General features: G+C 54.3%; 23 protein-coding genes and 2 riboswitches. Of the genes, 11 read left to right on the top strand and 12 right to left on the bottom strand.

Annotated features, from left to right (window positions below):
* Positions 1-14: 14 nt before the first annotated feature.
* From FDZ78_RS06430 to bioB, 4 genes are all read right to left on the bottom strand, one after another.
* Positions 15-803, bottom strand: coding sequence for a polysaccharide biosynthesis/export family protein (locus FDZ78_RS06430; protein ID WP_123398472.1), 789 nt, complete (start codon positions 801-803; stop codon positions 15-17).
* Between the two features lie 260 nt (positions 804-1,063).
* The gene (locus FDZ78_RS06425) at positions 1,064-2,182 is read right to left on the bottom strand and encodes a hypothetical protein (RefSeq protein WP_123398473.1); all 1,119 of its coding nucleotides are present in this window, start codon (positions 2,180-2,182) and stop codon (positions 1,064-1,066) included.
* A 118-nt stretch (positions 2,183-2,300) separates the two neighbouring features.
* On the bottom strand, positions 2,301-3,077 hold the full coding sequence (locus FDZ78_RS06420) for a HesA/MoeB/ThiF family protein (RefSeq protein WP_123398474.1): 777 nt from the start codon (positions 3,075-3,077) through the stop codon (positions 2,301-2,303).
* Positions 3,074-4,063, bottom strand: a complete 990-nt coding sequence (gene bioB / locus FDZ78_RS06415) for a biotin synthase BioB (RefSeq protein WP_168181958.1) — start codon at positions 4,061-4,063, stop codon at positions 3,074-3,076. Before bioB ends, FDZ78_RS06420 begins: the two co-directional genes overlap by 4 nt.
* A 189-nt stretch (positions 4,064-4,252) precedes the next feature.
* On the opposite strand from bioB, the gene FDZ78_RS06410 reads away from it, so the two are divergent.
* The 10 genes from FDZ78_RS06410 to FDZ78_RS06365 all read left to right on the top strand — a co-directional run bounded on the left by FDZ78_RS06410 (position 4,253) and on the right by FDZ78_RS06365 (position 10,714).
* Entirely contained in the window at positions 4,253-4,789 is a 537-nt protein-coding gene (locus FDZ78_RS06410; protein ID WP_136408255.1) for a hypothetical protein, read from the top strand.
* Complete coding sequence (locus FDZ78_RS06405) at positions 4,789-6,066, top strand: hypothetical protein (protein WP_136408254.1); 1,278 nt, start codon at positions 4,789-4,791, stop codon at positions 6,064-6,066. The genes FDZ78_RS06410 and FDZ78_RS06405 overlap by 1 nt, the downstream gene beginning before the upstream one ends.
* Positions 6,067-6,191: 125 nt before the next feature.
* A complete protein-coding gene (locus tag FDZ78_RS06400) occupies positions 6,192-6,599 on the top strand; it encodes a hypothetical protein (protein ID WP_123398478.1) in 408 nt (135 codons plus the stop codon).
* Positions 6,600-6,614: 15 nt separating this feature from the next.
* On the top strand, positions 6,615-7,136 hold the full coding sequence (locus FDZ78_RS06395; protein WP_107032789.1) for a hypothetical protein: 522 nt from the start codon (positions 6,615-6,617) through the stop codon (positions 7,134-7,136).
* A gap of 72 nt (positions 7,137-7,208) precedes the next feature.
* Complete coding sequence (locus FDZ78_RS06390; RefSeq protein WP_136408253.1) at positions 7,209-7,781, top strand: TIGR00730 family Rossman fold protein; 573 nt, start codon at positions 7,209-7,211, stop codon at positions 7,779-7,781.
* On the top strand, positions 7,778-8,584 hold the full coding sequence (locus tag FDZ78_RS06385) for a DUF4271 domain-containing protein (protein ID WP_136408252.1): 807 nt from the start codon (positions 7,778-7,780) through the stop codon (positions 8,582-8,584). The genes FDZ78_RS06390 and FDZ78_RS06385 overlap by 4 nt, the downstream gene beginning before the upstream one ends.
* A 90-nt stretch (positions 8,585-8,674) precedes the next feature.
* Positions 8,675-9,424, top strand: coding sequence for a uroporphyrinogen-III synthase (locus FDZ78_RS06380; RefSeq protein ID WP_107032786.1), 750 nt, complete (start codon positions 8,675-8,677; stop codon positions 9,422-9,424).
* A gap of 32 nt (positions 9,425-9,456) precedes the next feature.
* Complete coding sequence (locus tag FDZ78_RS06375) at positions 9,457-9,873, top strand: ribonuclease P protein component (RefSeq protein WP_107032785.1); 417 nt, start codon at positions 9,457-9,459, stop codon at positions 9,871-9,873.
* 1 nt (position 9,874) lies between these two features.
* Positions 9,875-10,096 carry a membrane protein insertion efficiency factor YidD gene (yidD, locus tag FDZ78_RS06370; RefSeq protein WP_205746920.1) on the top strand — a complete coding sequence of 74 codons (222 nt, stop codon included), beginning with the start codon at positions 9,875-9,877 and terminating at the stop codon, positions 10,094-10,096.
* A gap of 6 nt (positions 10,097-10,102) precedes the next feature.
* Positions 10,103-10,714: a TatD family hydrolase gene (locus FDZ78_RS06365; protein ID WP_136408249.1), complete on the top strand. Its 612-nt coding sequence runs from the start codon at positions 10,103-10,105 to the stop codon at positions 10,712-10,714.
* On the opposite strand, the gene queG is transcribed toward FDZ78_RS06365, so the two are convergent.
* The 4 genes from queG to trpS all read right to left on the bottom strand — a co-directional run bounded on the left by queG (position 10,659) and on the right by trpS (position 16,916).
* A complete protein-coding gene (gene queG, locus FDZ78_RS06360; RefSeq protein ID WP_136408248.1) occupies positions 10,659-11,663 on the bottom strand; it encodes a tRNA epoxyqueuosine(34) reductase QueG in 1,005 nt (334 codons plus the stop codon). The genes FDZ78_RS06365 and queG overlap by 56 nt on opposite strands.
* A 9-nt stretch (positions 11,664-11,672) precedes the next feature.
* On the bottom strand, positions 11,673-12,290 hold the full coding sequence (locus FDZ78_RS06355) for a polysaccharide deacetylase family protein (protein WP_136408247.1): 618 nt from the start codon (positions 12,288-12,290) through the stop codon (positions 11,673-11,675).
* 43 nt (positions 12,291-12,333) lie between these two features.
* Positions 12,334-15,789, bottom strand: a complete 3,456-nt coding sequence (locus FDZ78_RS06350; protein WP_136408246.1) for a DUF2723 domain-containing protein — start codon at positions 15,787-15,789, stop codon at positions 12,334-12,336.
* Between the two features lie 65 nt (positions 15,790-15,854).
* The gene (trpS, locus tag FDZ78_RS06345; protein WP_136408245.1) at positions 15,855-16,916 is read right to left on the bottom strand and encodes a tryptophan--tRNA ligase; all 1,062 of its coding nucleotides are present in this window, start codon (positions 16,914-16,916) and stop codon (positions 15,855-15,857) included.
* Between the two features lie 405 nt (positions 16,917-17,321).
* Here trpS and FDZ78_RS06340 point away from each other — a divergent pair, with 405 nt between their 5' ends.
* Entirely contained in the window at positions 17,322-18,356 is a 1,035-nt protein-coding gene (locus FDZ78_RS06340) for a hypothetical protein (RefSeq protein ID WP_107032778.1), read from the top strand.
* Between the two features lie 98 nt (positions 18,357-18,454).
* Here the strand turns inward: FDZ78_RS06340 and FDZ78_RS06335 are convergent, their stop codons facing one another.
* The 4 genes from FDZ78_RS06335 to FDZ78_RS06320 form a co-directional block, all read right to left on the bottom strand.
* The gene (locus FDZ78_RS06335) at positions 18,455-19,804 is read right to left on the bottom strand and encodes an ATP-binding protein (RefSeq protein ID WP_136408244.1); all 1,350 of its coding nucleotides are present in this window, start codon (positions 19,802-19,804) and stop codon (positions 18,455-18,457) included.
* Positions 19,783-20,019 (bottom strand): hypothetical protein, encoded by a 237-nt coding sequence (locus tag FDZ78_RS06330; protein ID WP_136408243.1) that lies wholly within the window; start codon positions 20,017-20,019, stop codon positions 19,783-19,785. The genes FDZ78_RS06335 and FDZ78_RS06330 overlap by 22 nt, the downstream gene beginning before the upstream one ends.
* A gap of 76 nt (positions 20,020-20,095) precedes the next feature.
* Complete coding sequence (locus tag FDZ78_RS06325; protein WP_136408242.1) at positions 20,096-23,107, bottom strand: Ig-like domain-containing protein; 3,012 nt, start codon at positions 23,105-23,107, stop codon at positions 20,096-20,098.
* A gap of 226 nt (positions 23,108-23,333) precedes the next feature.
* A riboswitch (cobalamin riboswitch) is annotated at positions 23,334-23,577 on the bottom strand.
* A 46-nt stretch (positions 23,578-23,623) separates the two neighbouring features.
* Entirely contained in the window at positions 23,624-24,169 is a 546-nt protein-coding gene (locus tag FDZ78_RS06320) for a hypothetical protein (protein ID WP_136408241.1), read from the bottom strand.
* Positions 24,170-24,395: 226 nt separating this feature from the next.
* Positions 24,396-24,639, bottom strand: a riboswitch (cobalamin riboswitch).
* Positions 24,640-24,660: the final 21 nt, after the last annotated feature.

The raw sequence follows: 24,660 nt of genomic DNA, 5'->3' as shown, positions 1-24,660 counted from the left end.
AGGTGTGGTATCTGTTACTTTGTTAGAAGCACTGCGATGGTGGTGGCGAAAGAGAACATCGAGATCCAGAACGAGGGAGTCATGTAGTTGTTGCCGTTGGCCGTCGACTGGTTGGCTTTGACCTGGGTGGGCTCGATGTAGATCATGTCGTTCTGCTTGAGGTAGTAGGCCGGCGAGGCATATACGCCATCGGCTCTTGTGAGGTCCACGCGATAGGGCACCTGCTTGCCGTTTTCGGTGCGGAGCACCAGAATGTTGGTGCGCTTTCCGCTGATAGCGAGGTCGCCGGAGATCGAGAGGGCCTCCATGATGTTGAGCTTGTCGGCCGGGAACTCATGGCGCCCCACGCCTGATTCGCCGATCACGTAATAGGCCATCTGCGGAAACTCCACGGTGACTATCGGGTCGCGGAGCAGGCTTCCGGCAAGCAGACGGTATTTTATCATCTGGGCCACATCGAGGCGTGTCATGCCTTCGACCGAGAGCTGTCCGAGCACCGGGACGTCGATCTTTCCGTTCTTGTCGACGGTGTACATGTCATGCTCTACGGAGCCTGAGTTGCTTGTCTGCGAGAGATTGAACATCTTGACCATCTCCTCGTCGCGGCTGTGGACCTTGATGCGGAGCTTGTCGCCGGGCTGCAGACGGAGTTCGCCGTTTTCCTGGAGGGTGAGCACGGCGTTGTCAGGGAGGTCCTGCATGTAGGCGATATCTTTCGCCGGACCGCATGACGCCAGAAGCGCGCCGGTGGCAACGATCAGTGAGAGAAGTGCGTTTTTAGTCTGTGATGAGAAGTGTTTCATGATCGGAGAAGTGCCGGGGTTTGTGGAAATCCGGCTTTATTAGGGTTGTAAGCTACTATTTTGAATGAGCTACAAAGTTAATAAAAATCAGGAAACTGAGGTTGTAAAGCTGTGTTAAAATATAACACACAATGCTCACATTCCCTGTCATGGCAGATCGAGGGGTGGCATTGTGTGTATATATTGTGCGGGTTTCCGGTGCAGACCGGATGTATCTGTTGTCCCGTCGGCTCTTAGAGGCTGTTCAGTCTGACACCCTCTTATTCGGCTGCGAGTTCGGCTGCCTGGCGCAGGAGGGCTATCTTGGTCCACTGGGTCTCGTAGTTCAGACCCTGGCGCTCGCGGTCGCGGACCTTGAAGCCGCAGGTCGGGCTGATTGAAAGTTTTTCCATCGGCACGTAGCGGCGGGCCATTCTGACAGCTGTGACGATGTCATTCACGCTTTCGAGGTTGGGCAGGCTGCCGTCAACCAGCCCGAGGATCACGCGCTTTCCGGCCGGGAGCCAGCGCAGAGCATTGATGGCCTCCGGAGAACTGATCTCGAATGGGAGCAGGAAGGCGTCGGCGTCAATGGTCTCAAGCATCAGGCGCAGGTTGGCGAGTTCCTTTTCGTCATACCAGCGGGGCACGGCCTGTTCGTTGGCGGCGATGTTGAAGGTGATTTCGAGGTCGGCCGGGCGGGTTGCTATGGATCGGTTGATCAGGTCGAGAAGCAGGCGGGTGATCTCGTTGACGTCAGCGCCTCCGAGCAGGAGCATTCGGTCGAATTCAGGGCTGCTCAGTCGGCCCCAGACTTCGGTGTCGAGCTGTATGTGGCGGCATCCGAGGCGGTAGAATTCGGCAATTGTGCGGCTGTAGGCCTCCACTATATCATCGATCAGGGTGTCAGGAGTGGCATAGAACTTGCCGGGATCTCCGTTTGACGAGAGGAACATGCGCATGTAGAGCTGGCCGGGCGAGGGGATGGTCTGGCGGACTTCGGCGCGGCCTGCAGTCAGTTCCTGCATGTGGACAAACTTGTCAAAGAAGGGGTGGGCGGGATTGAATTCGATCTTTCCGCTGAAACGGAGCAGGTCATGGCGCAGGATGTCGTCCTGATAGATGTTGCCGGTGTCAATGCGTTCGCGGCTCATACCTTCGAATCCTTCCCAGAAGTCGCGGTCCCAGCTTTTGCGGCGCATTTCGCCGTCGGTCACAATCTGGAGTCCGGCTTCGATCTCGCGGTCGATCAGGCGGTCGATTACGCGGTCTTCAACGGCATGATAGTCAGCATCGCTGAGATTGCCGCGGATTTTTTCGTTCAAAGCATTTTCAAGTTCTTCGGGAGGGAGGAAGCTGCCCACTATTTCAACGCGGGGCATGTTGATCGCTTGAGTCATGATAAATCTGTGGTTTTTGATACTGTGTCACTTGATTGGTTGTCAGAGAAGAGGTGAGTGACAGTGTTTCCGCGGTGCAAAGGTAGCTATAAATTTTTCGATTTTTTAAGATTGGAAGTTAAAATTTGCTAACGGAGGCGCACCTGCAGCCCTCCATCGGACTGATTGCAAAGATGTTGAAGTCCATTGTGATGGCATCGAACGTCAGCATGCGGTTGATCAGCGGATCGCCTGTGCCTACGAGCAGTTTGATGGCCTCGGTAGCCTGGAGGGAGCCGATGACGCCAACCACGGTGTTGAGGATTCCGTTGATTGCACATGGCAGTTCCTCGCCGTCGCCGCTGATCGACGAGGGGTCGAAGATGCAGCGGTAGCAGGCGCTTCCGGGCACATGGCTGAACACCTGGCCGGAGAAGCGCGACACGGCGCCGAACACCATCTTTTTGCCCAGTCTGACGCAGCAGTCGTTGATCAGCAGTCGTGTGGGCAGATTGTCGGTACAGTCCATTATAAGGTCATAGCCTGCCATTATGCTTTCGGCGTTTTCTTCGCTGAGGCGGCTGTTGATGGTGATGATGCTGACCTCCGGATTAAGCGCCCGCAGTTTTTCGGCCGCGGAGTCTGTTTTCAGCCTTCCGAGATCAGGGGTGGAGTGGATTATCTGGCGCTGGAGGTTGCTGAGGCTCACGGTGTCGGCGTCCATCAGGGCTATGGTGCCTACGCCGGCAGCCGCCAGATAAAGGCTCACGGGGCTTCCGAGCCCTCCGGCGCCTACCACGAGTACCCGTGAGGCTGCCAGTGCTTTCTGGCCGGCGAAGTCAATCTCACAGAGCGACAGGTGGCCGCGGTAGCGGGTCTGCTGTCCGCGGTCCAGATCAGGCAGTGGATTGCTCATTGCTGTGGAGTTTTGAAGTTATAGCCGCAAGAGCGTATCAGCTCTATGTCTTCGTCGATCTGCGAGCCGATGGTTGTCAGCAGGTCGCCCATGATGCTGCCGTTGATGCCTATGCGGAGCGATTCGCGCTGTATTTCCTTGGCGATCGAGGCCCGTCCCCCGGCGAAGCGCAACACGGCGTGGGGGTGGATCATGCGGAAGATGGCCACCGTCAGCAGAATCTCGCGTCCGCTCAGTGGCTCGGCGTTTTCAAGCGGAGTGCCGGGAATGGGCACGAGTATGTTGATCGGGATCGACACCGGGTTTACTCTTCTGAGCGTCAGGGCGAATTCCACTCTCTGGGCTCGGCTTTCGCCCATGCCTATGATGCCTCCGCTGCATATCTCCATGCCTGTGGCGCGGGCGGCTTCTATGGTCTTGATCTTGTCTTCTATGGAGTGGGTGGAGCAGAGGGTGGAGAAGTGAGAGGGTGCCGATTCGAGGTTGCAGTGGTAGCGCTCTACTCCGGCGTCTCTCAGTTTGGCGAGGGCTTCCGCGTCGAGCAGGCCCATCGAGGCGCATAGCCCCATGCCGCCTGCCAGGCGCAGCTCGCGGTAGTAGCCGCAGAGAGTTTCGAGGGCTTCGCCGCTGAGAGCGCGTCCGCTTGTCACGAGCGAGAAGCGCCCTATGCCGCGCGAGCGGTTGTAGGCGGCAAGAGCCATGCAGGTGTCATGGCCTACGAGCGGATAGGACATCGTTCCGGTCTTGTAATGAGCTGACTGTGCACACCATTTGCAGTCTTCGCTGCAACGGCCCGAACGGGCGTTGATGATTGAACACGAGTCGAAATCGCGGCTTCCGAAGCGCTCTGTGATCTCGGCGGCGGCTTCGATCAGGGCATCTTCTTCCTGCGGGCTGAGGTCTATGAGACTCATGGCTTCCACGGTGCTCAGGCTGTCCCCGGCAAGTATTTTTTCCTTCAGATTGTTTATTGCATCCGGTGTCATAGGATTGGAGTCTTGATAATGTATTGACAAAATTAATAAAAAAAATTTCATGCCTCTCCGTATTATCGCACCAAAATCGCTTGCCTGCGGTCTTAACTTTGCAGTGAATCCACACCACACCCCCCTCCACACCCCCTCCGCACCGTAACCATTTACCCTCCACACATCACCCCTCCATTCTCCCGCACTATGAAACTGACACTCGATTTATCCGAAATGCTTGATCTCTGGCGCCTGCATTACGCCGGATCTCCTCCGCTTGCCGATGCTGTGTTCCGCCGTAACGACGGAATCGACAGTACCGCCGTCTACATCGCCGCCATCAACCGCTGGTACAGCCGACTGCTTCGCGAAGCCCCCGCCTCCATGCTTGCGCCCAGCAGGCTCGATCTGCCCTTGCCCCCGCCGTCGGCCGACGCTTCCACAGTCTTGTCCCTTCCCGCCGGGACCGTCCGCGTTCTGGAGGTGCGTCTTGCCTCCTGGCTGCGTCCTGCCGAGGTGATCACCGACCCTTCGTCTCCGCAGCTGCCGCTCCAGCTCCATCGCTTCACCCGCGCCACCTCCGCATCGCCTGTGGCCTTCTTCAGCGGCGGTGAACTCAGGCTCTATCCGGCCGCCACGGCCGCTGACCGTCTTCTCTCGCTTGACTGCGCTGTCTGCGAGGACGGCCTTTATGAATTCGATGATTCGGCACTTGCCTGCCTTCACAACTACACCTGCGAGTAATGAAGCTGAAATACAATCCGGGTCTCTACCGCCGTGCGGTCGATGCCCACCGCGGGCTTTCGCGTCTGCGCGCCTTGCGCCTGAGGCTGATGGAACACACCTATGGCCGTCAGTGGTCCGACCTCATCACCACTGATGACGGACGCATACTTTCCGAGTATGACCACGCTCTGGAATCGGGCATGCGTCCGCTGACAAACAATCTTCTGCGCTCGCTTGTCAAGAGCATCGTGGGCCGTTTCCGCTACAATCTTTCCACCGTTGAGAAGCCGGACGGAAGCGGAGACCTGACGGCTTTCCGCGAGGCCAATCAGATCAACGAGCTCGACAGCCGCTGCCTGGAGGAGTTTCTGATCTCAGGCTGCGTAATCCAGAAACTCGTCTGCGAACGCCGCCCCGGTTCGCCGCTTGCCGTATGGGCCGACAGTATCTGTCCTGACGACTTCTTCGTCAACCGCTTCTCCGATCCGCGCGGGGCCGATGTGCGCATCATCGGACACTTTTTCCGCGTCAGCCTCGCCGAGCTGAAACTTCGCTTCGGTCACGGATCGGCCTCGCGCTGTGCCATGCTCGAACGCTGCTATGCCAATTCCTCAGGATTCAACGCCACAGACCACGCCGCGGTCTGCCACGTGGCCGAAGTCTGGAGCTTTGACATCGACCCGTCCTCTCCGGCCGATGATCCCCACTGGCATTGCCGCTTCATGGCGCCAAACGGCACCGTGCTTGACGAGACCCGTTCCACTCTTCCCTCAGGTGGACATCCCTATGCCTTCAAGTTCTATCCTCTGACCGACGGCAAGGTCCATCCCTTCATCGAGGATCTGATAGGGCAGCAGAAACACATCAACATCCTCATCACCATGATAGACCACATTCTGGCCAACAGTGCCAAGGGTGTGCTGCTGATGCCTATGGATGCCATCATGCCTGAATCCGACATCCGTGACGTCAGCCGCGTCTGGAGTCGTCCGGGCGGTGTCATTCCTGTAAACCCCGCCGCGCGGATGATGCCTCAGGAGGTAAGCGTCTCCTCAGGAGCCTCACGCGACGCCTCGCAGCTTCTTGATGCCGAAATGAAGCTATTCCAGCAGATTTCAGGAGTCTCCGGAGCGCTCCAGGGGCAGTTGCAGGCTTCAAATGTTTCGGCCTCGCTCTATGAAAGCCAGATAAATAACTCAGCCATAGCTCTGCTCGACATCTATGAGTCGTTCAACTCTTTCCGCGGAGCCCGTGACCGCATTGCAATCGAGATGATTAACACAATTTCACATTGATGTGTCCGCTTTCTGCCTGACTCCGAACTTAATTTTGCCTATGGAAAACCTCACGTTTCCGAAGCACATTTACTAATCATTCGCACACACACACGCACCCCCCCTTTTCCCCCGCTCCTGACCTTATGTATTCATTAGTAACCCTCCGCAACCGCCATTTCCTCGAAGCCGCAGGCCGTGTTCTCTCCACTCTTCCCGCCGGCCGCCCGGTGAGCCTCGAACATCTTGCCTCGCTCACAGCTCTTGAGCCCGCCCCCTGCTACTACTGCACGTTTGAATATTCCCTGCGCATGCTGCGCGTGTTGCGCCACGGACGGCTGAAGCTGCGCAATGACCGCCGTCTGGCCCTCTGGGAAGAACTCAACTCGCGGGCCTCGCGCCTGATGGAGCGCCGTGGCTGCCGTCTGGGCGATGCTCTCGCCGACGTGCTTGCCTCCGGTCGTGCCTCGCAGTTTTTCATCTCTCCCGCAAGGGCTATGGACCTGCTGCGTAACTCTTTCGACCAAAAATCACGCCGTATTGTAATTCCCTAACAGTCACCACCCGCTATGCTCTACTCACTTTCAACACAGGTTATAGCCGACACGGTCCATGCGCTTGTGGCCCTGGAACTTCTTTCGGCTTCTGAACCAACCCGCACCGCTCTCTCGCCGCTCCTCGATCCGGAGCGGCGGGGGATGCTGACTCTGATGATCAAGAACGCCTTTGCCGAGACAGTGCTTGATCTGATGCCATATGTCGACGATGCCGATCTCGACGGCGAGAAGCCCGCAGTCTCTCCCGGAGAGCACCCGGCCGACGATTCTGCCGACCATCTGATGCAGATCGTTCTGCGGGTGCCTGCGACTCCGGGCGGGGAGCGTCCGGCCGGAATCCACGGGCTGATAAGGCGTCAGCTGGAAATGACGGTAGTCAGCCGCGTCATCCACACCGCCCTGCTCGCCGCAGGCGGAGCATCGGCCTGTGAACTTGCCGGCGCCTACGCCTCGAAGCTCCGCACGGCCCTTGACTCCCTGACAGCCCTCCTGCGCGCACCCGCAGCCCCCTTCGTAAGGCAACGGTTTATGTAATACTATTTTTTTGCATGACCATCATGGGTGCATCATTTGTTTCTCTTGAAGAATCTTGCTAATTTTGCACTCATGAATTCCAAATCCGAACGCAATGGCGTGGTTGTCTACTGCGCCTCATCATCAGAAATTGATCAGAAATATCTGCAGGTGGCCCGTCAGACGGGTGGCCTGATAGCCTCGTCGGGACGGCCGCTGGTTTGCGGCGGAGGTGCCGGCGGCATGATGGCGGCAGCTATTGAAGGTGCCGTTGAAGCCGGGGGAGAGGCCGTTGGCGTTCTCCCGGAATTCATGATGCGGAAGCGCTGGAACCATCCGCGGCTCTCGTGCTGCATAGTGACCGACTCGATGCACTCGCGCAAGATGACAATGGCCTCCATGTCATGCGCGGCAATAGCCCTTCCCGGCGGCATTGGCACCCTCGACGAACTCGCCGAGATCATGACTTGGCATCAGCTCGGACTGTTTACAGGGCCGGTCATAATAGTGAATACCGACGGATATTATGATCCCTTACTCGATATGTTCCGCCGCATGACCGAACTCGGTTTCATGCGCGACGGACTTATTCCCGCGCTGGTGGCCGCCACTCCGGAGGAGGCTCTTTCACTCATCGGAAACCACGTAGAAGAGTCGGAAAAATGAACCCGCTTTCATTCAGCCAGGATTCTGTAGCGCCCTTTGCCCCGAAGCTCTGCCATCGGTGGGAAGCACCGGTCTCGGAGACTTCCGGAATGACCATAGGCACCGTCCCCTACACACTCGGCATGCGCCCGGCGTCGCGCACCCTTCTGCCGGGCTATGACTCCGGAGTGCTCTGCCTGCTGATAGCCGTGTTTCTGATTCTTGCCTTCAATCTGCGCCACTGCTCCACCTACATCAAAAACTTTTCCTACGACCTCTGGTCGGTGCGCCGCACAGACAGCACATTCACCGTCCGCACCTTCAGCGAGACCGGAATCCAGATCTCCATCGTGTTGCTCACCTGCCTCTGCGAGGGAATAATAATAAACGCCGCCCTGACCTCCCACGGACTGTCGACCCCACTGGCTACTTTCCCTGAGATAGCCGCTTTTTTTGTGGTGGCCGGAGTCTACTATCTCTGGCAGCTGTGTGCCTACCGCATTGTGGGCTATGTGTTTACCGACAAACTCTCGGCCCGGCAGTGGATCAAGGGCTTCAATGCCTCCCAGGCCCTGCTCGGCCTGCTGCTCACCATCCCGGCCCTCATAGTGCTCTTCAACCCCGGCGGCGCAGCAGCCGTGGCCTCAATCGGAATTGTCTGCTATCTGATGGCCCGGCTGATATTTATTTTCAAGGGCTTTAGGCTTTTTTACGATAATTTTGGCTCATTGCTTTATTTTATTTTGTATCTTTGCACGCTCGAAATCGTGCCCGTGGTACTGATTTTCCGCTGTATCGGCCGTTTCAGCCAGTTGGAAGCTTGAAATTGAGAGGTTTAAGCTTCCGATGGAGACAATTCGCTGCAAAATACTACTATGCAGTCCTAACCTACGTTAAACAAGCACTATCCGACAGTGAAAGTAAAAAAAGTATTAGTTTCCCAGCCGAAGCCTGCTTCCGACAAATCTCCCTACTATGATATAGCAGAAAAGTATGGGGTTGAAATTGTATTCCGGCCTTTTATCAAAGTAGAAGGGCTTACAGCTAAGGAATTTCGTCAGTCTAAGATAGCAATTACCGATTTTTCGGCAATTATCTTTACAGCCCGCACTGCGATTGACCATTTCTTCCGCCTCTGTGAGGAAATGAGAGTCACCATCCCTGACACCATGAAATATTTCTGCACCACAGAGTCGATAGCTCTATATCTGCAGAAATACATCGTCTACCGCAAACGCAAGATCTTCCACGGCGAGACCGGCAAGCTCGACGGTCTCATGTCATTGCTGATCAAGCACAAGAAAGAACGCTTCCTCTACATCGTCTCGGATGTACACAAGGAAGACACAAGCATCCTCGACAGCAACGGTATCAACTACACAAAAGCAGTCATGTACCGTACAGTCTCGAACGACTTCGGCCCTGACGAGAAATTCGACTATGACATGCTCCTCTTCTTCAGCCCTTCGGGAATCAACTCCCTGCTTAAGAACTTCCCCGGATTCGAGCAGAACGACATCCGCATCGGATGCTTCGGCGGAACAACCGCACAGGCTGTGCGCGACGCTGGTCTGCGCCTCGACCTCGAAGCTCCCTCGGTGAAAGCTCCATCGATGACCGCAGCGCTTGACAACTTCCTGAAAGAGGATGCCAAGAACGGATAACAACCCCCTCCTCTCCAATTCAATTCGCACTTATGCTCGGCCTCAGGCTTTATAAGATAGAAAAACTCCGCAGCGAGATTGCAATCGGTCAGCTCTTTGACCGCAGCAATCCCGCTGCCTTGTCTGTTATGGCCTACCCCCTGAGGGCTGTCTGGACAGTCAACAAAGCCCGCAGCTCGGCCTCATGCCCTCAGTTTCTGATCGCAGTGCCAAAGAAAAAGCTGCGCCATGCCGTGGAACGAGTCTACATGCGCCGCCGCATCCGCGAAGCCTACCGGCTGAACCGCCACCTCATTCCGCGCGACCTCCCGCTTGACATTGCCTTTGTCTACGTAGCCTCTGACCTTCAGACCTACGCCACAGTCGAAAAATCAGTGGTCCGCATCCTCTCACGCATCTCCCAGGCCCTCGCCGCCTCAGCCGGCCAAGGCGAATCAGCAAACTCCTGAAATCAGACCCTTGATCCGTCGCCTCCTCATATTGCCGATCCGCTTCTATCAGCTGTGTATCTCCCCCATGTTTCCTGCAGCCTGTCGGTTCACGCCCACATGCAGCCAATATGCTGTCGAGGCGATAACCCGACATGGCCCCGTCCGCGGCCTCTGGCTCGCCATAAAGCGCATTGGCCGTTGTCATCCCTGGGGAGGCTCAGGCTATGATCCTGTAACCTGAAAGGCTATGAATTTCGATGTCCACACCCACATCCTGCGCCGCAACGCCCTTGTCGATCTTGATCCCGTAGATCATCGGACTCCCTGCAGCGCGTTTGCGCGTCAGCTGGATCTTCAAGCCATACCTCTTCTGCGCCCCGGCTACAGCTATTCGGTCGGCATCCACCCCTGGAACGCCACTCGCGTTGCCCCTGCCGACCTGCGCCTCCTCCGCGCCCTTGTAGCCCAGCCGCAGGTCAAAGCCATTGGCGAATGCGGCCTTGACCCTCTGCGGCAGAATCCTGACAACGCGGACCTCAACATTGCAGGCAGAGCAAGCCTGATCAGTCTCCAGACCGACCTGCTTCACCTGCATTTTGAATTGAGTGAACTCTGGTGCAAACCCCTCCTGCTCCATATCGTCAGAACCTACCCTGAAATCATCGGACTCCGCCGTAAATGGAAACCCGCACAGCCTTGGATCATACACGGCTTCCGTGGCAGACCGCAACTCGCGCGTCAGCTCCTTGCTGACGGATTCTACCTCTCGTTCGGAGCGAAATACAATCCCGAATCTTTCGCCCTCACTCCTCCTGACCGTCGTCTTCGCGAGACCGACGCCTTGTCTCCTCTTCAATAATCCTCAACGCATTGCGCTGCAGCCCTGAAAGCTTGGTCCGCTTGATGGCCGAACGGCGGAAAATCGCTGAAAACTCCTCCTGCGTCATCTCTGCGATCCGCTCCGCGCTCAGAGCGACCACAGCCTCTCGGGGCCTGAACTCCACGATCTCGCTCAGCGGCGAGACACGATTGTGCGGGCATACACGCTGACACTCGTCGCAGCCATACACATGTCGGCCCAGACGCACATCCTCCGGCAGTTCGCCGCGATATTCTATTGTGAGATACGACAGACACCTGCGGGCATCAAGCGTCACCCTCCCGTCGGCCCCCGCGCTCAGAGCCTTGCCCGGACAGGCTTTCAGGCAGCATCCGCAGCCTTCGCAGCTTCCCGGAGCCGCAGGCTCGTCAGGCTCCAGAGGCAGAGTGGTAAGAATCTCGCCGAGAAAGAAGCGCGACCCGGCTCCCGGAAGAATCAGCTGATTGTTAAGCCCGATGAAACCGAGTCCGGCCTTCACCGCCCAGTAGCGCTCTCTGAGAGGAGCCGTGTCGACACACACGCGGCATTCCGCACCTGTAGCGCTGCTGATCTTCTCCGCCACCTCTGACAGCCGCTTCCTGACCTCATCATGGTAGTCATCGCCCAAGGCATATTCCGCCCACAGCAGCGGGCGCATCACTCCGGAGCCGTCGAGGTCTCCGCCGGAGCTGTCAGCGGTAGCGCCGCCATTACCCCAATGATAATTGAAAGCACATGAAATCACGCTCCGGGCCCCGTCGAGCAGACGGCGGGGATCGGAGCGCAGATCGTCATATTTTTCAAGATAAGCCATCTCACCGTGCTTCCCTTCGGAAATCCACGCGCGATAATCATCGGCAGAGGCCTCGTCGACCTGACACACCTGAGCCACAGCCGAGCGAAACACCCCGGCTCCGGCAAGAAGCTCTTTGATCTCGGCCTTGGTCATATGATGTTCTTACATAGGCAGCGGCAGGAACTCATAGCCCTGTTCCTTGAGCCATTCGATAGCCCGCGGAAGCGCATAGCGCATGTTGACATGCGCTTTCTTTGAATCGTGAAACACGATTATCGACCCGTTGCGGGCATAGCGCTTGACATTGTCGAGCACCTCCTCGCCGTTTACACGTTTCGAATAGTCGCGCGTCACAAGATCATACATTATTATATTGTAGTGGCGCTTGATCAGGCTCGTCTGCAGCGGCGATATGATGCCGTGGGGCGGCCGGAAGAGTATCGAGCCGATAAGCCTGTCAGCTTCCGTTATGTCACGGAAAAAAGTCTTGGCATCGACCTTAAGCCCCTGCAGGTGGTGCATGGTGTGATTGCCGTAGGAGTGGCCGCGGCGTTTCACTTCCTCGAAAAGTTCGGGGTATCGGCGCACGTTGTCGCCAACCATGAAAAACGTCGCCTTGACTCCGTAGCGGTCAAGCACATCAAGCACCCAAGGGGTCTCTTCGGGAATCGGGCCGTCGTCAAAAGTCAGATAGACGACCTTCTTCCCGCGTTGCAATATACGCCATATGGCCTCTGTGAACAGCAGGCGGTAGAAAAATGGCGGTTGTTCGATCCACATATGCGCTCTGTCAGCTTCTTGTAGCTTATCCGATAAGCCTCTGTTACTTCTGAAGTATCGAGACGATTCGGTCGAAGTTGATACCAAGATCGGTCAGACGGTCTACCATTTTCTCGGTGTCACCGCCGGCATCGCTCAGGTCCTGAAGCAGATATACCATATAATAGGTCTCTATGAACTTGTCGGTCTGCGGCAGTGTGGAGTATTGCCAGGGGTTGAGGCTTTGGTAATACTTCACGTTCTTGCCATAGCGCATGAGCTCGTTCTCAAGCAGCTCTACCGCACGGCCCGATGCCTCCTTGTTGCCGGTGGCTATGCCGATGCGGGCATAGATCTGGGCCATTCTCTGTGGCACCTGTATGGCGTAGGGCGATGCTGCTTCGGGCAGCTTCTCTTCCATGAGCTTCAGCAGATTGAGCGCCTTGGCGTAGCGGTCGGCCTTGAACTCGGCGAGTCCCTGGCGCGCTTTGTCATCAAGCTCGGCCACAGTGTCGGCTCTCTCTGCCATTGCGGCCTCGTTGATCATGCCGGTGGCTGCAGAGATGATGTAGGAGCGGGTTGTGGTCACCATCTTGCGCACGGTCTCGTCGAGATAGATCTGGCTCGGATCTGTCACCTTGTCCAGACCTCCCCAGCGGAATTTTTCGGTGATGTTGCGGTAGGCCTTGTCGGTGTTGACGGCCGAGATCTCATAGTCGCTGTTTTCATCGTTGCGCACCGGTGTCACCTCGTAGGCCATACCTGTCGAGCGCATATAGGGCTGGAGGGCCAGATAATAGTCCGAAGGCACGGTCGATGCGAAGTAGATCGGGTTTTTCCATCCGTTTTTCACCGAAGTGGCGAGCATGTCGAGCGAAAGTACCTGGCTGAGGGTCAGACCGCCGTGGCGCATTGCCTCACGGTCATTGGTCATGTTGGCCTGGATGGCAGTGTCTGCCATGTCTGCCTCATGCTCGGAGATGCGGCCGGCCTTGACTGCGGCGGGGATGTCGACGGGGATGATGAAGTTGTTGTAGTCCATCATCGGGGCGCCCCAAGGGTTCTCGCTCGACTTCTTGTCATAGAGCTGGCGCAAGGCGGTGAAGATGTGGACCGGTGTGGTGTCACATTCGGCCGAGAAGTAGTTGAAGTTCATGCGGTCATAGCCGTAGTCTTCAGGCTTGGCCAGGGTCTCGATTCCGGCAGCCTCGTAGGAGGGGTGCTTGACCTGGTTGGCATACCAGTCGGTGGTCAGATACGAGAGGTTGACCACTTTCACGTCCGTGCGGTGGCCTTCTACTTCCTGGGCATACCAGAGGGGGAAGGTGTCGTTGTCACCGTTGGTGAATATGATACCGTTTTCGTCAACGGAGTCAAGGTAGTTCATGCCGAAGTCGCGTGTCACGTAGCGGCCTGAGCGGTCATGGTCATCCCAGGTCTGCGAAACCATCTGCAAGGGCACTGCAAGGCCTACGAAGCAGGCGAAAATCGCGGTGCCCAACTGCTTTTTGGCTCCGGTTCCTGCCGTTTTCTTGTCTTTGAGCAGTTCGTTGAGAAGCGCCCACAGGCCGGCCACACCCATGCCTACCCAGATGGCGAAGGCGTAGAATGATCCGGCGAATGCGTAGTCGCGTTCGCGCGGCTGGGTCGGAGTCTGGTTCAGATAGAGCACAATAGCGATACCCGTCATGAAGAAGAGGAAGAAGATCACCCAGAACTGCTCTATGCCTCGCTTCGATGTGAATGCCTGCCAGCCGAGGCCTATGATGCCCATGATGAGCGGAAGCATGAAGAAGACGTTGTGGCCCTTGTTGCCCTCGCCGTCGCTGTAAGGCAGCAGGCTCTGGTCGCCGAGGCGCGGATTGTCAATGAAGGGGATGCCTGAGATCCAGTTGCCGTGGTTAACCTCGCCGTTGCCCTGGATGTCGTTCTGGCGTCCTGCGAAGTTCCACATGAAGTAGCGCCAGTACATATGGTTGAGCTGGTAGACCAGGAAGAAGCGGAGGCTTTCGCCCATAGTCGGTTTCACGAGCATCTCTGTCTGCAGCGGCTGTCCGTTGCGCATATATTTGGTTGCTTCTACCGGTTTGCCGTGCAGCCCGCCGATCCAGTCGCTGTAAGCTGCGGCATGCGCTCCGCTGTAGATGCGCGGGAAGAGCATGTTCAGCTCAGGAGCCATCACATAGTCTTTCTTGTAGCCGGTGATCTCATAGTGGTCCGGCTGGTCTTCGGATGTCTTGACAGTCTTGGCGTAGATCGGACGGCCTTCTTTATACATAGGTGTGACCTCGCCGTTGTCTTTAACGTCATAGACCACGCGCGACTGGTGGGTCTGGCCATAGAAGAGCGGGCGTTCGCCATACTGCTCGCGGTTGAGGTAGGAGGCGAGGGCGAAGACGTTGTCAGGTGCGTTCTGGTTCATAGGCGGGTTGGCGCTGGCGCGTATGAGCAGCAGGGCATATGACGAGTAGCCTATGAAGATCACGAAGATGCTCATCACCACAAGGTTCAGAATGCGCACCGGAAGTTTCTTCGCGAGGAAGAGATATGCTATGACTCCGGCCATGATGATCACCGGTATCAGCATGTTGTCGCCGATGAAGGGGATGCCTGAGAAGAAGATACTGAGAATGACGCTCAGGCGTATCTTGCCCACGCTCTTCTGCTTGTAGAGCTCGCTGATGGCCCAGATGAAACAGCTGACGGCGAGGATAGCGTAGATCAGTACACCGACATTGTAGCTGCATCCGATCACATTGACGAAGAAGAGTTCGAAATACTGCGACACTTCGATGAAGCCAGGCACGAGGCCGTAGAGGATCAGGCCCACCACGATGGCCGAGAAGGCCAGAGTGATCAGCGAGCCCTTGGCGGTGGTGTTCTTCCACAGACGGTAGTAGATCACCAGGCCGATGGCGGGGATACACAGAAGGTTCAGAAGGTGGACGGCGATCGAGATGCCGATCACGTAGGCTATGAGTATCAGATATTTGTCGCTATGAGGCTGTTCGGCGCGGTTTTCCCATTTCAGAATGAGCCAGAACACCAGGGCGGTGCAGAACGAGGAGAAGGCGTAGACCTCACCCTCGACTGCCGAAAACCAGAAGGTGTCACTCCAGGTGTAGGCTAATGCGCCACAGATGCCCGATCCAAAGATCACCATCATTTGCACGAGGCTGATTTCAGTGGCGTCATCCTTGACTGTCAGCCGCTTGACAAGATGGGTGATGGTCCAGAACAGCAGCAGTATGGTGCCTGCCGAGAGCAGAGCCGACATGGAGTTGACCATTACGGCTACCTTGCTGACATCGCCGAAGGCGAAGTTGACAAAGAAGCGGGCGGCAAGCATGAAGATCGGGTTGCCCGGCGGGTGTCCGACCTCAAGTTTGTAGCCTTGCGAGATAAATTCCGGGCAGTCCCAGAAACTTGCTGTAGGCTCGATGGTGAGCAGGTAGGTCACCGCTGCGATCACAAAGCAGAGCCAGCCGAGCGAGTTGTTGATGAGGTTGTATCTCTTCATTTTGAAGTTTGTAAAATAATGTGGAGGAGGGGAGAGCTAAAGAGGATTTCCGGGAGGATTGTGTATTAGAATTTGCGGATACCCATCACCTGACGTACTTCTTCGAGAGTCTTGGCGGCGCGTTCGCGGGCGCGTTCTGCTCCCTGGCGCACTACGCGTGAGATGTAGGCCTCGTCGTTGCGGATGTCATGATAGCGTTCGCGGATGGGGGTTGTGACTTTGAGTATATCTTCGGCAAGCTGCTTTTTCATGTCGCCGTAGCGGATCGAGCAGTCGGCATATGCATCGCGGTAGCTCTGCACGATTTCCGGAGCGGAGGTCAGCTCCATGAGGGTGAGCAGATTTTCAACCGGCTGTGAGATGGGCTGGTTGGGTTCCTTGGGACCTTCGTCGGTCACGGCGCGCATCACTTTCTTGCGGAGCACCTTTTCCTCGTCGATAAGATAGACGCAGTTGCCTTCGCTCTTGCCCATCTTGCCTGAGCCGTCGAGGCCGGGCACTTTTACGGCGTGGTCACCGAAGTTGAAATTTTCGGGTTCGGGGAAGAGGTCTACGCCGTAGAACGAGTTGAATCTGCGGGCGAAACGGCGTGTGAGCTCCAGGTGCTGTTCCTGGTCTTTGCCTACGGGCACCTTGTGGGCCTTCTGTATCAGAATGTCGACGGCCATGAGGGTGGGGTAGGTGAGCAGGCCGGCGTTGACGCGCTTGTTGGTGTCCGAGCCGATGATCTGCTTCTCGATATCGTCGTCAGCGCCGGCGGCTCCGAGTCCGAGCTGTTTGCGGGCCTTGTCTTTGAAAGAGGCTGTGCGCAGGAGTTCGCCGATGCCCACGTGCATGTTGAGCAGGAGATACATTTCCGAGATTTCGGGCACGTCGCTCTGCACGAAGATAGTCGCCTTTTCGGGGTCGATGCCGGCGGCGAGATATTCGGCAAGGATATTCTTTACGTTCTCATGCAGCGCGTCGGGGTCCGGATTGGTGGTCAGGGCGTGGAGGTCGGCGATGAAGAACAGGCAGTCATAGTCGTTCTGCATTTTGACGAACTTGCTCAAAGCTCCGTAATAGTTTCCGAGATGAAGGTTTCCGGTGGCGCGTATGCCGGAGAGAACCACTTCTTTATCGTTCATAATATGGTGATGGTTAGATTGTTAGTAATGCTGTTGGCCCTAAGGCGGGCAATTTGGCTACAAATTTACAAAAAAGCTCCGTAACTGCCGAATAAAAACAAGTCAAACTCTCTGAACAATCTCTTAATAAAGCAATTATAACACTTCACTCCCCCATCACCCTTTCCACCCCCGCATCATTGGCAGCTCTTCAAAATTAACCGATATAATGTGCATCAGTAGCTACATAACGTGAGTTCGATATAAGAAAATTGCTATTCAATAATAACGCAATTAGCTATTTAGGATAAAACTAAGTAGCTTATTTTATTGGGATTCTTACGAAAAAACGTAATTTTGCACTTATCGAAGTATTGGCGTCCCTTGCGGTGACTTCTTCCCATTTATTCAAACATCTCATAAAGTATGACGAATCTCTATATTCATCTTTTATTACAAGTTCAGAATCACTCAGCCTCTGATTCAGCTTCAATCAGTGTGATTCGTTCGTATGTGGAACGTCTCGCACGTGACGGAGGTTTAGATCTTTGGGACTGGCTAGCTATCGTGATTGCCTTTATCTCTTTGGTAATAGCATGGCTTATGGCTGTATGGCAAAAACGCACGGAACGGAACACGATGAAAATTACAAAGGAGGGACAGATTGGCCTGCTGGTCGATTATATCCGTCATTTCTATACAAATCTTGTGGTCATCATTTCCGTGACTGAAAAACTTAAAGGACGATTCTCTTCCCACTATCCTTCCGAGGAGCATTTTCGAAAACTCACAATTGATCTTGAAGTGCTTCACCCGGAAGCCTTTTTTCATAGTAAGGAGAAATACAATCAAATCCATAAGCTCCTTCTTCTATTGAGGAACTACAATATAGAGGTCGATGTGGCCGAAAAACATTTGTGTTCTCGGTCTGTGGAGCCTTATGCTAAAGAACGAGATCTGAATACATTGATATTCAAGCCGGATCTTTTATGCCGATCTTTTCTCGATTGTATCAGGAATCTTTGTGAGGATGTCTCAAAGGAAAGATATGGCTTCCTTTCGAAATATCCTTTCCTGGCCGGTTGTCTCGACAGGATCTCGTTTATTAAGGCAAACGTCTCCAATCAGCAGCTTTATAGCGGATATATCAGCCAGATTCGTGAATCCATCATAGCCGAAGCAGTGAAAAGGACCGGCAATATAGAGGCTTTCAAGAGATTTGAAAACATTCCTGCCGATGGAGAACCGGAAAAGGAGATCCTTAAACAGAAAGCCGAAATTCTGCGCGTAGAATCCCAAAAAATCGAACGTCGTTATTGGCCGGAAAAATCATCGTTTGCCGATATGATCTTTCCCGATGACAAGGACCTGTTTTTTGCTCTCCTTAACCATAATGTAGATACAGAAATGAACGGCCTTAACGGACAGCACTACCCCAAAATCTTCATTCTCTCTTTTTAAAGTGATTTTTGTCGTTATTCTGTGCTTAAATGAAAGAGCCCTGATATGCAGTGAAAGAGAAAAAGGAAACCGGGTGTCCCTCCCCAATTTCCGACCTCCTAAACCAGTCCGCTCAGATCCACCTGGAAAACACCTCCGCAGTCAGTCTGCCGACGGATAAACATGGTCATATAGACAGGCGCATAGATCACAGGTCCGCTGCGGCGGATATTTCCATTGCACAAGACATAGGCTTTCTCTATATCGTAGTCCTTGCAAGCCAATACATTGCTGAGAGCATTGTGTCTTTCGTAGTCTTTGCCTGATTTCACTTCAATCGGCACAACTCCGTTGAGGTCTGAGATCACAAAATCCAGCTCGCCCATCCGCTTATTGTTATAGTAATACGGCTGATAGTCATGGCTCAATAATTCCTGGGCCACAACATTTTCGTATATCGCACCGAAATTGATTGTCAGATCTCCCGACAGAATTTTGGTTTGAATGCCATCGGCATACTGGGCCGTCAGCAGACCCACATCATTTGAAAACAGTTTGAACAGATTGCGTGTGACAGCCAGTTTCAGCGGCATCTTAGGTTCCTCGACATTGTAGACCGGAATCGCTACGCCTGCATTTTTAAGCCATAGAAAGTCGTTCTGAAATCTGTCAAACTTTGCGTGTTCGTTAAGCCGTTTAAAAATGAAGCGCTTGTTTTTAGCGTCAAGTTCAGACGGGATGAGATCAAAAATTTCCTTAATCTTGAGCTTGTCTTTCTCTGCATATTGCGAGATATCTTTGCGGTAAAGGGCAACAATGTCTGATTGAGTCCGGCTGACAATATTGAGATTGTTTGTGGTCACGTATTGTTCCACAGCTGCCGGCATACCTCCGATTATAGTATAAAGGCGGTATAATTCGAGCAGTTTCTCATGAATCACCGGGTCGACAGGCCTGCAATCGGTCCAGCATTCTCTTACGCTGTCAATTATGCACTGTGCGACGCCTAAGTTCAGTATGAATTCTTCAAAATCCAGCGGATATGTCTCCTTGATACTTAAATATCCTACCGGAACTGAACGTATTTCTGATAGTTCCACTCCGAGCAGTGATCCGCTAAGAGCGTATCTGTAGCTCCCTTCATCGACAAGAAACTTTATGGCGGTCACAATGTTCTCGCAGCACTGTACCTCGTCAAAAAAAATCAGAGTCTCCCCTTTATAAAGAGGCTGTTGGCTGATGGCTGAAATTCTGAGCAATATATCATCTACAGAACTTGCATCTTTGAAAAGCTGTATAGCTTCCGGTTTTTCGATGAAATTTATCTCGACAAAAGACTTGTACTGCTTGCCTAACTGACGGATTGCATATGTTTTTCCTGTCTGTCTGGCTCCGGAGAGTAGCAATGCAGTCTTTTGCGATGCATAAAAATCTTTTAAATAGCTGTTTAGGTGTCGGAATAGTGCCATGCTGAATCTGCTTTTTTGCAAAAATAATTTGTTTTTGCCGTTTTTCCAAGGCTTTTCGGGCGATTTTTGCCGTTTTTCCAAGGTGATTTTGCTTGTTTTTGCCGTTTTTCCAAGGTTTTTCGGGCGATTTTTGCCGTTTTTCCAGGATTTCGGGGGCTGGCAGATCCGGGGGAGGTGTTGATAAGGGCGCTGTCATGGCGAGATTTTTCGCTCATGGCAGCGCCCTTTGGCGTAATACTCGGTATGGCCGAGTGTGCTTAGAGGGTCGTGCTTTTAACGACCTCTCACTTGTTACTTGCGGATCATCTTGACGGTTTCAGAGCCGATGCGGACAAGATAGAGTCCGGAGGGGAGGGCCGAGGTGTCAATGCGGTTCTGACCGGCTTCCAGAGATGCGCTGATCAGCAGCGATCCCTGCAGGCTATAGACTGACGCGCTTGTGGCAACCGGTGTCTGCACCATGATATAGTCGGTGAACGGATTGGGATAGGCCTTCACTCCGACTATGCCGACGGATTCGATTCCGGACTGGTCTTTCGCTTTGACGGTCACATTGCGGGTGGCGCTGATGTAGGAATATTTGGTTGAGGTAGCTTTTATGGACGCGGTTCCTTCCTTAAGCGCAGTGACGAGGCCGTTTTCATCAACGCTTGCAATCTCAGGGTTGGTGGAAACCCAGATGAGTTCCTTGAAATCAGTGTTTTCAGGAGTGTAGACCGGTTTAAGAGAAAGGCTTTCACCCTCGGTCAGTTCTTCGGCTGATTCTTCAAAGGCAAGTTTTTCGAGAGCCATACGGACTATGACATGGCATGTGGCTTTATAGCCGCCGTCAGCAGTGGTTACTGTGACATCTGTTTCTCCTGCCTTGCCGGCTATTGTGTATAAGCGGTTGTTCTTAAGACTGACCACATCAGGATTGGAGAGTTCATAGGTCACATTCTGGTTTGAGGGTTTGGCCGGGGTCCATATCAGGGCTGTCGAGATGATGCGGGTTCCCTTTGTGGATGCAATGGCTTCTACAACCTCGTCTTTGAAGGCAATGCCTTCCACTTTTATGCTCCACACCTCGACAGAGCAGGTGAATCTCTTTGTGCCGTCGGCATTGGCATAGGTGATTACGGCGTTTCCGTCAGCTACGGCTGTCACTTTGCCGTTCTTGTCGACGGTGGCGATTGATTTGTCAGAGCTTGTGACGGTCATGTCTTCGCCGAGGAACAGTTTGCAGGCGGCGAGTGAGACGGGAGTGGCACTTTTGCCGAATTCGAGGCTCATGGAGAGTTCCATGCCGTCAGCAAAGGCATCGGTTCTGAACGATACGTCAGGAATAACGCCGGAAAGCTGATACTGAGACGCAGCCGTGAAGTTGGGATTGCGGCCTGTGAAATAGTCTATGTCGCGGTGACCGCCGAGCTTGTCGCCGAAACCGCCGAAGGTCAGGCATCCGCCGCTGAGGTCGAAATCGATGGGCTGCTGGTCGTTTTTGAGTGTTACGGTCACTTTCTGCTGAACGGGGAAATTGTATTGGCCGCCTGAGCCTTTGACGCTGTTGCTGTCATAGCCTTCAGGGATGGATGAATAGAGAGGCGAGCAACCCTGGTTGTAGATTGCGGCCAGTTTTCCGGCATTGTGGTAGAGGCCGCTGAAGTTTACCTCAAGGACGTCGCCGGGCAGGTTGTAGCTGTCATTACGGACATCTTTGGCCTTGGACACACTGTAGGAGGCCGGTTTTGCCGACATTACCTGGTAGACGCTGTTGCCTGCGGCGTCAGTCAGACAGACGATGTTGCGTCCGAATGCCAGCCGGACGGTATATGAGCCGTCGGCGTTTTTGCTGACTTTTTCGGTCGAGAACCCATTGGGATATGACAGGGTGTTTTTCTCAAGGTCGACAAGCGGAGTGGCCACGCTCACGGAAGTCACGCCTTCAGGGGTGAAGGTGTAGTCGAAACCGTCTTCACCCTTCATGTAGTAGAAGACATCATGTTCGGCATCAATCTCGCCGGTGCGGTTTTCATGAGTGTAGGGAAGCTTCATGTTGCTTCTGATTCCTTCGGCCTTGTCGCCGACAGTGACCACGAAGGTGCCGACATTCTCAGCCCAGATCGAGCTCCAGAGATTGCCTCCGGCTACATCGACCGACATGGCGTCATAGCGTACCTGCACAATTGCGGTGCCTTGCTTCTTTGCGGTGATGAGGCCTTCAGTCGTGATGTCGATCACCGAATTGTCGGGCTTGAAGTCAGTGCCGAGCACGGTGTAGTGATAGTCGGGTTCGATAAAATAGTTGGCTGTAACGGTGTTGGTCAGCTGCCAGGTGCGCAGGTTGACGATGTGGAACTTGCTGTCAGGCTGCATGTGGAGATGCCCCTGCGGATTGATGTTGAGATATATGTCGGCATAGTTGTAGCCGCTGTTGGCTGCCACGTCATGATTATAATAGTCTGACGGATAGGCGTTGAGTTGGGCGTCTGTGATAGTGATGTCGCCTTTTGACGGGTCAAAGATACCGGCATTGGTGATGCTGCCCGGACGTGACACGCGGTAGTTGTAGTTGGAGCTCTTGGGCAGACGATAGGTATAGACCATGTCGTTGCCTGATTCGACAGCCGTTGCCGGATCGTAGTAGGTGAAAGGCACGTAGTGGCGCGATCCGATCTTCTGAGCCACTTTGACTTCGGCATCCTTTGGCGCGGTCAGAGAGAAAGTGACATAGGGCTCGAAAGTGCATGACGCGGAGACATCGAATGTTACGGTCCGTGTTATTGTGACCTCGGCATAGTCTTCGGCATAGTCTCCTGAAGGGAAGAGGGTGGCGGTAAATGAATCGCCGATTTTAACCGGAAAGGTAATCACCTTGCGGGTGCTGTTGGCATAGACCACAGGAGTCACCGGATGGTTTTCGCCTTTCTGGGAGGATACGTTGATCCGGTCAAAGGGAACGTCATAGTCTTTGCCGAGCTGCCATTCGATGCCGTCGGTCTTGTTTGTAGCGTAAAGCGAAATGTTGTAGAGCCTTACATTGTCGGTTTCGCCTGAGACGGAGACAGTGATAGAGCCTGTCGGAGTACCTTTGGCATCGAAGAGGTTCATTACGTAGTCGCCCGGATCGCAGTTGAAGGTGTAGACAGGGTTTGAATCCGCTGAAGGCTCGCCGATGTTTACGGTCTCGCCTCCGGCTGCAGGGACCACGGTCATTGATTTGCTGATGGTGTTGAGCGTTACGGTCACTTCTGTGGCCGAAACTCCGGCTGTCCACATCAGTCCTAAGAGTGTGGTCAGAGGAAGTAAAGATTTGATCTTCATTCGGTTTATGATTGGTTAAAATAAAAAGAAGTCACTCAGACGCCTGAATGTCAGACAGTCGGGGTGACGGCTATTCATAAACCGTCCGCAATGCGCCCGGACCGCATTTCCGGCCCGGAGGGCTATGGAAACGAGGAAAAAGCGCATCCGGCCGGATAGGCCCGGCCGGGGGGAGGTGCGGATGAGATCAGAATCAGTGATGCCGGCTTTAGTCCACGAAAGCTGCAATCAGGATGTCAATTTCGGCAGGTTTCCTGACTTATCCGGCTTTCGCGGCGGCCTTCCCGCAGCCCTGAGTGGGCTTTTGCAGTGACCGTAAAAAAAAGTTGCCGTGAAGCTGCTGCCACAGGCTCATGGCCTTGTGGCGGACTTACAGTAGCGGGTCTGTCCGGGATTCTCACCCGGTTCCCTTTTCAATCCTGTCCGGACCTCTGTCCGGCATAAGGATCACCGAAATTTATGGTGCAAAGTTAAGAAGAATAGTTGGAACGAGATCAAATTCTGCAAAGAAAAAAGCTATCCCCGGCGCTGATCATGACTGCTGCCAGGGGATGTCAGGGGTGCCGGTGAAGTGGTTGATGTAGCGGGCGAGGATGAAGAGATAGTCGCCACCTTGCGGGTGCTGTTGGCATAGACCACAGGAGTCACCGGATGGTTTTCGCCTTTCTGGGAGGATACGTTGATCCGGTCAAAGGGAACGTCATAGTCTTTGCCGAGCTGCCATTCGATGCCGTCGGTCTTGTTTGTAGCGTAAAGCGAAATGTTGTAGAGCCTTACATTGTCGGTTTCGCCTGAGACGGAGACAGTGATAGAGCCTGTCGGAGTACCTTTGGCATCGAAGAGGTTCATTACGTAGTCGCCCGGATCGCAGTTGAAGGTGTAGACAGGGTTTGAATCCGCTGAAGGCTCGCCGATGTTTACGGTCTCGCCTCCGGCTGCAGGGACCACGGTCATTGATTTGCTGATGGTGTTGAGCGTTACGGTCACTTCTGTGGCCGAAACTCCGGCTGTCCACATCAGTCCTAAGAGTGTGGTCAGAGGAAGTAAAGATTTGATCTTCATTCGGTTTATGATTGGTTAAAATAAAAAGAAGTCACTCAGACGCCTGAATGTCAGACAGTCGGGGTGACGGCTATTCATAAACCGTCCGCAATGCGCCCGGACCGCATTTCCGGCCCGGAGGGCTATGGAAACGAGGAAAAAGCGCATCCGGCCGGATAGGCCCGGCCGGGGGGAGGTGCGGATGAGATCAGAATCAGTGATGCCGGCTTTAGTCCACGAAAGCTGCAATCAGGATGTCAATTTCGGCAGGTTTCCTGACTTATCCGGCTTTCGCGGCGGCCTTCCCGCAGCCCTGAGTGGGCTTTTGCAGTGACCGTAAAAAAAAGTTGCCGTGAAGCTGCTGCCACAGGCTCATGGCCTTGTGGCGGACTTACAGTAGCGGGTCTGTCCGGGATTCTCACCCGGTTCCCTTTTCAATCCTGTCCGGACCTCTGTCCGGCATAAGGATCACCGAAATTTATGGTGCAAAGTTAAGAAGAATAGTTGGAACG

Origin of the sequence: Duncaniella sp. B8, assembly GCF_005304985.1 — a bacterium.
Lineage (GTDB): Bacteria > Bacteroidota > Bacteroidia > Bacteroidales > Muribaculaceae > Duncaniella > Duncaniella muris.
Note: the sequence above shows the minus strand (reverse complement) of the source record. Positions and strands in the feature narration are given on the sequence as shown.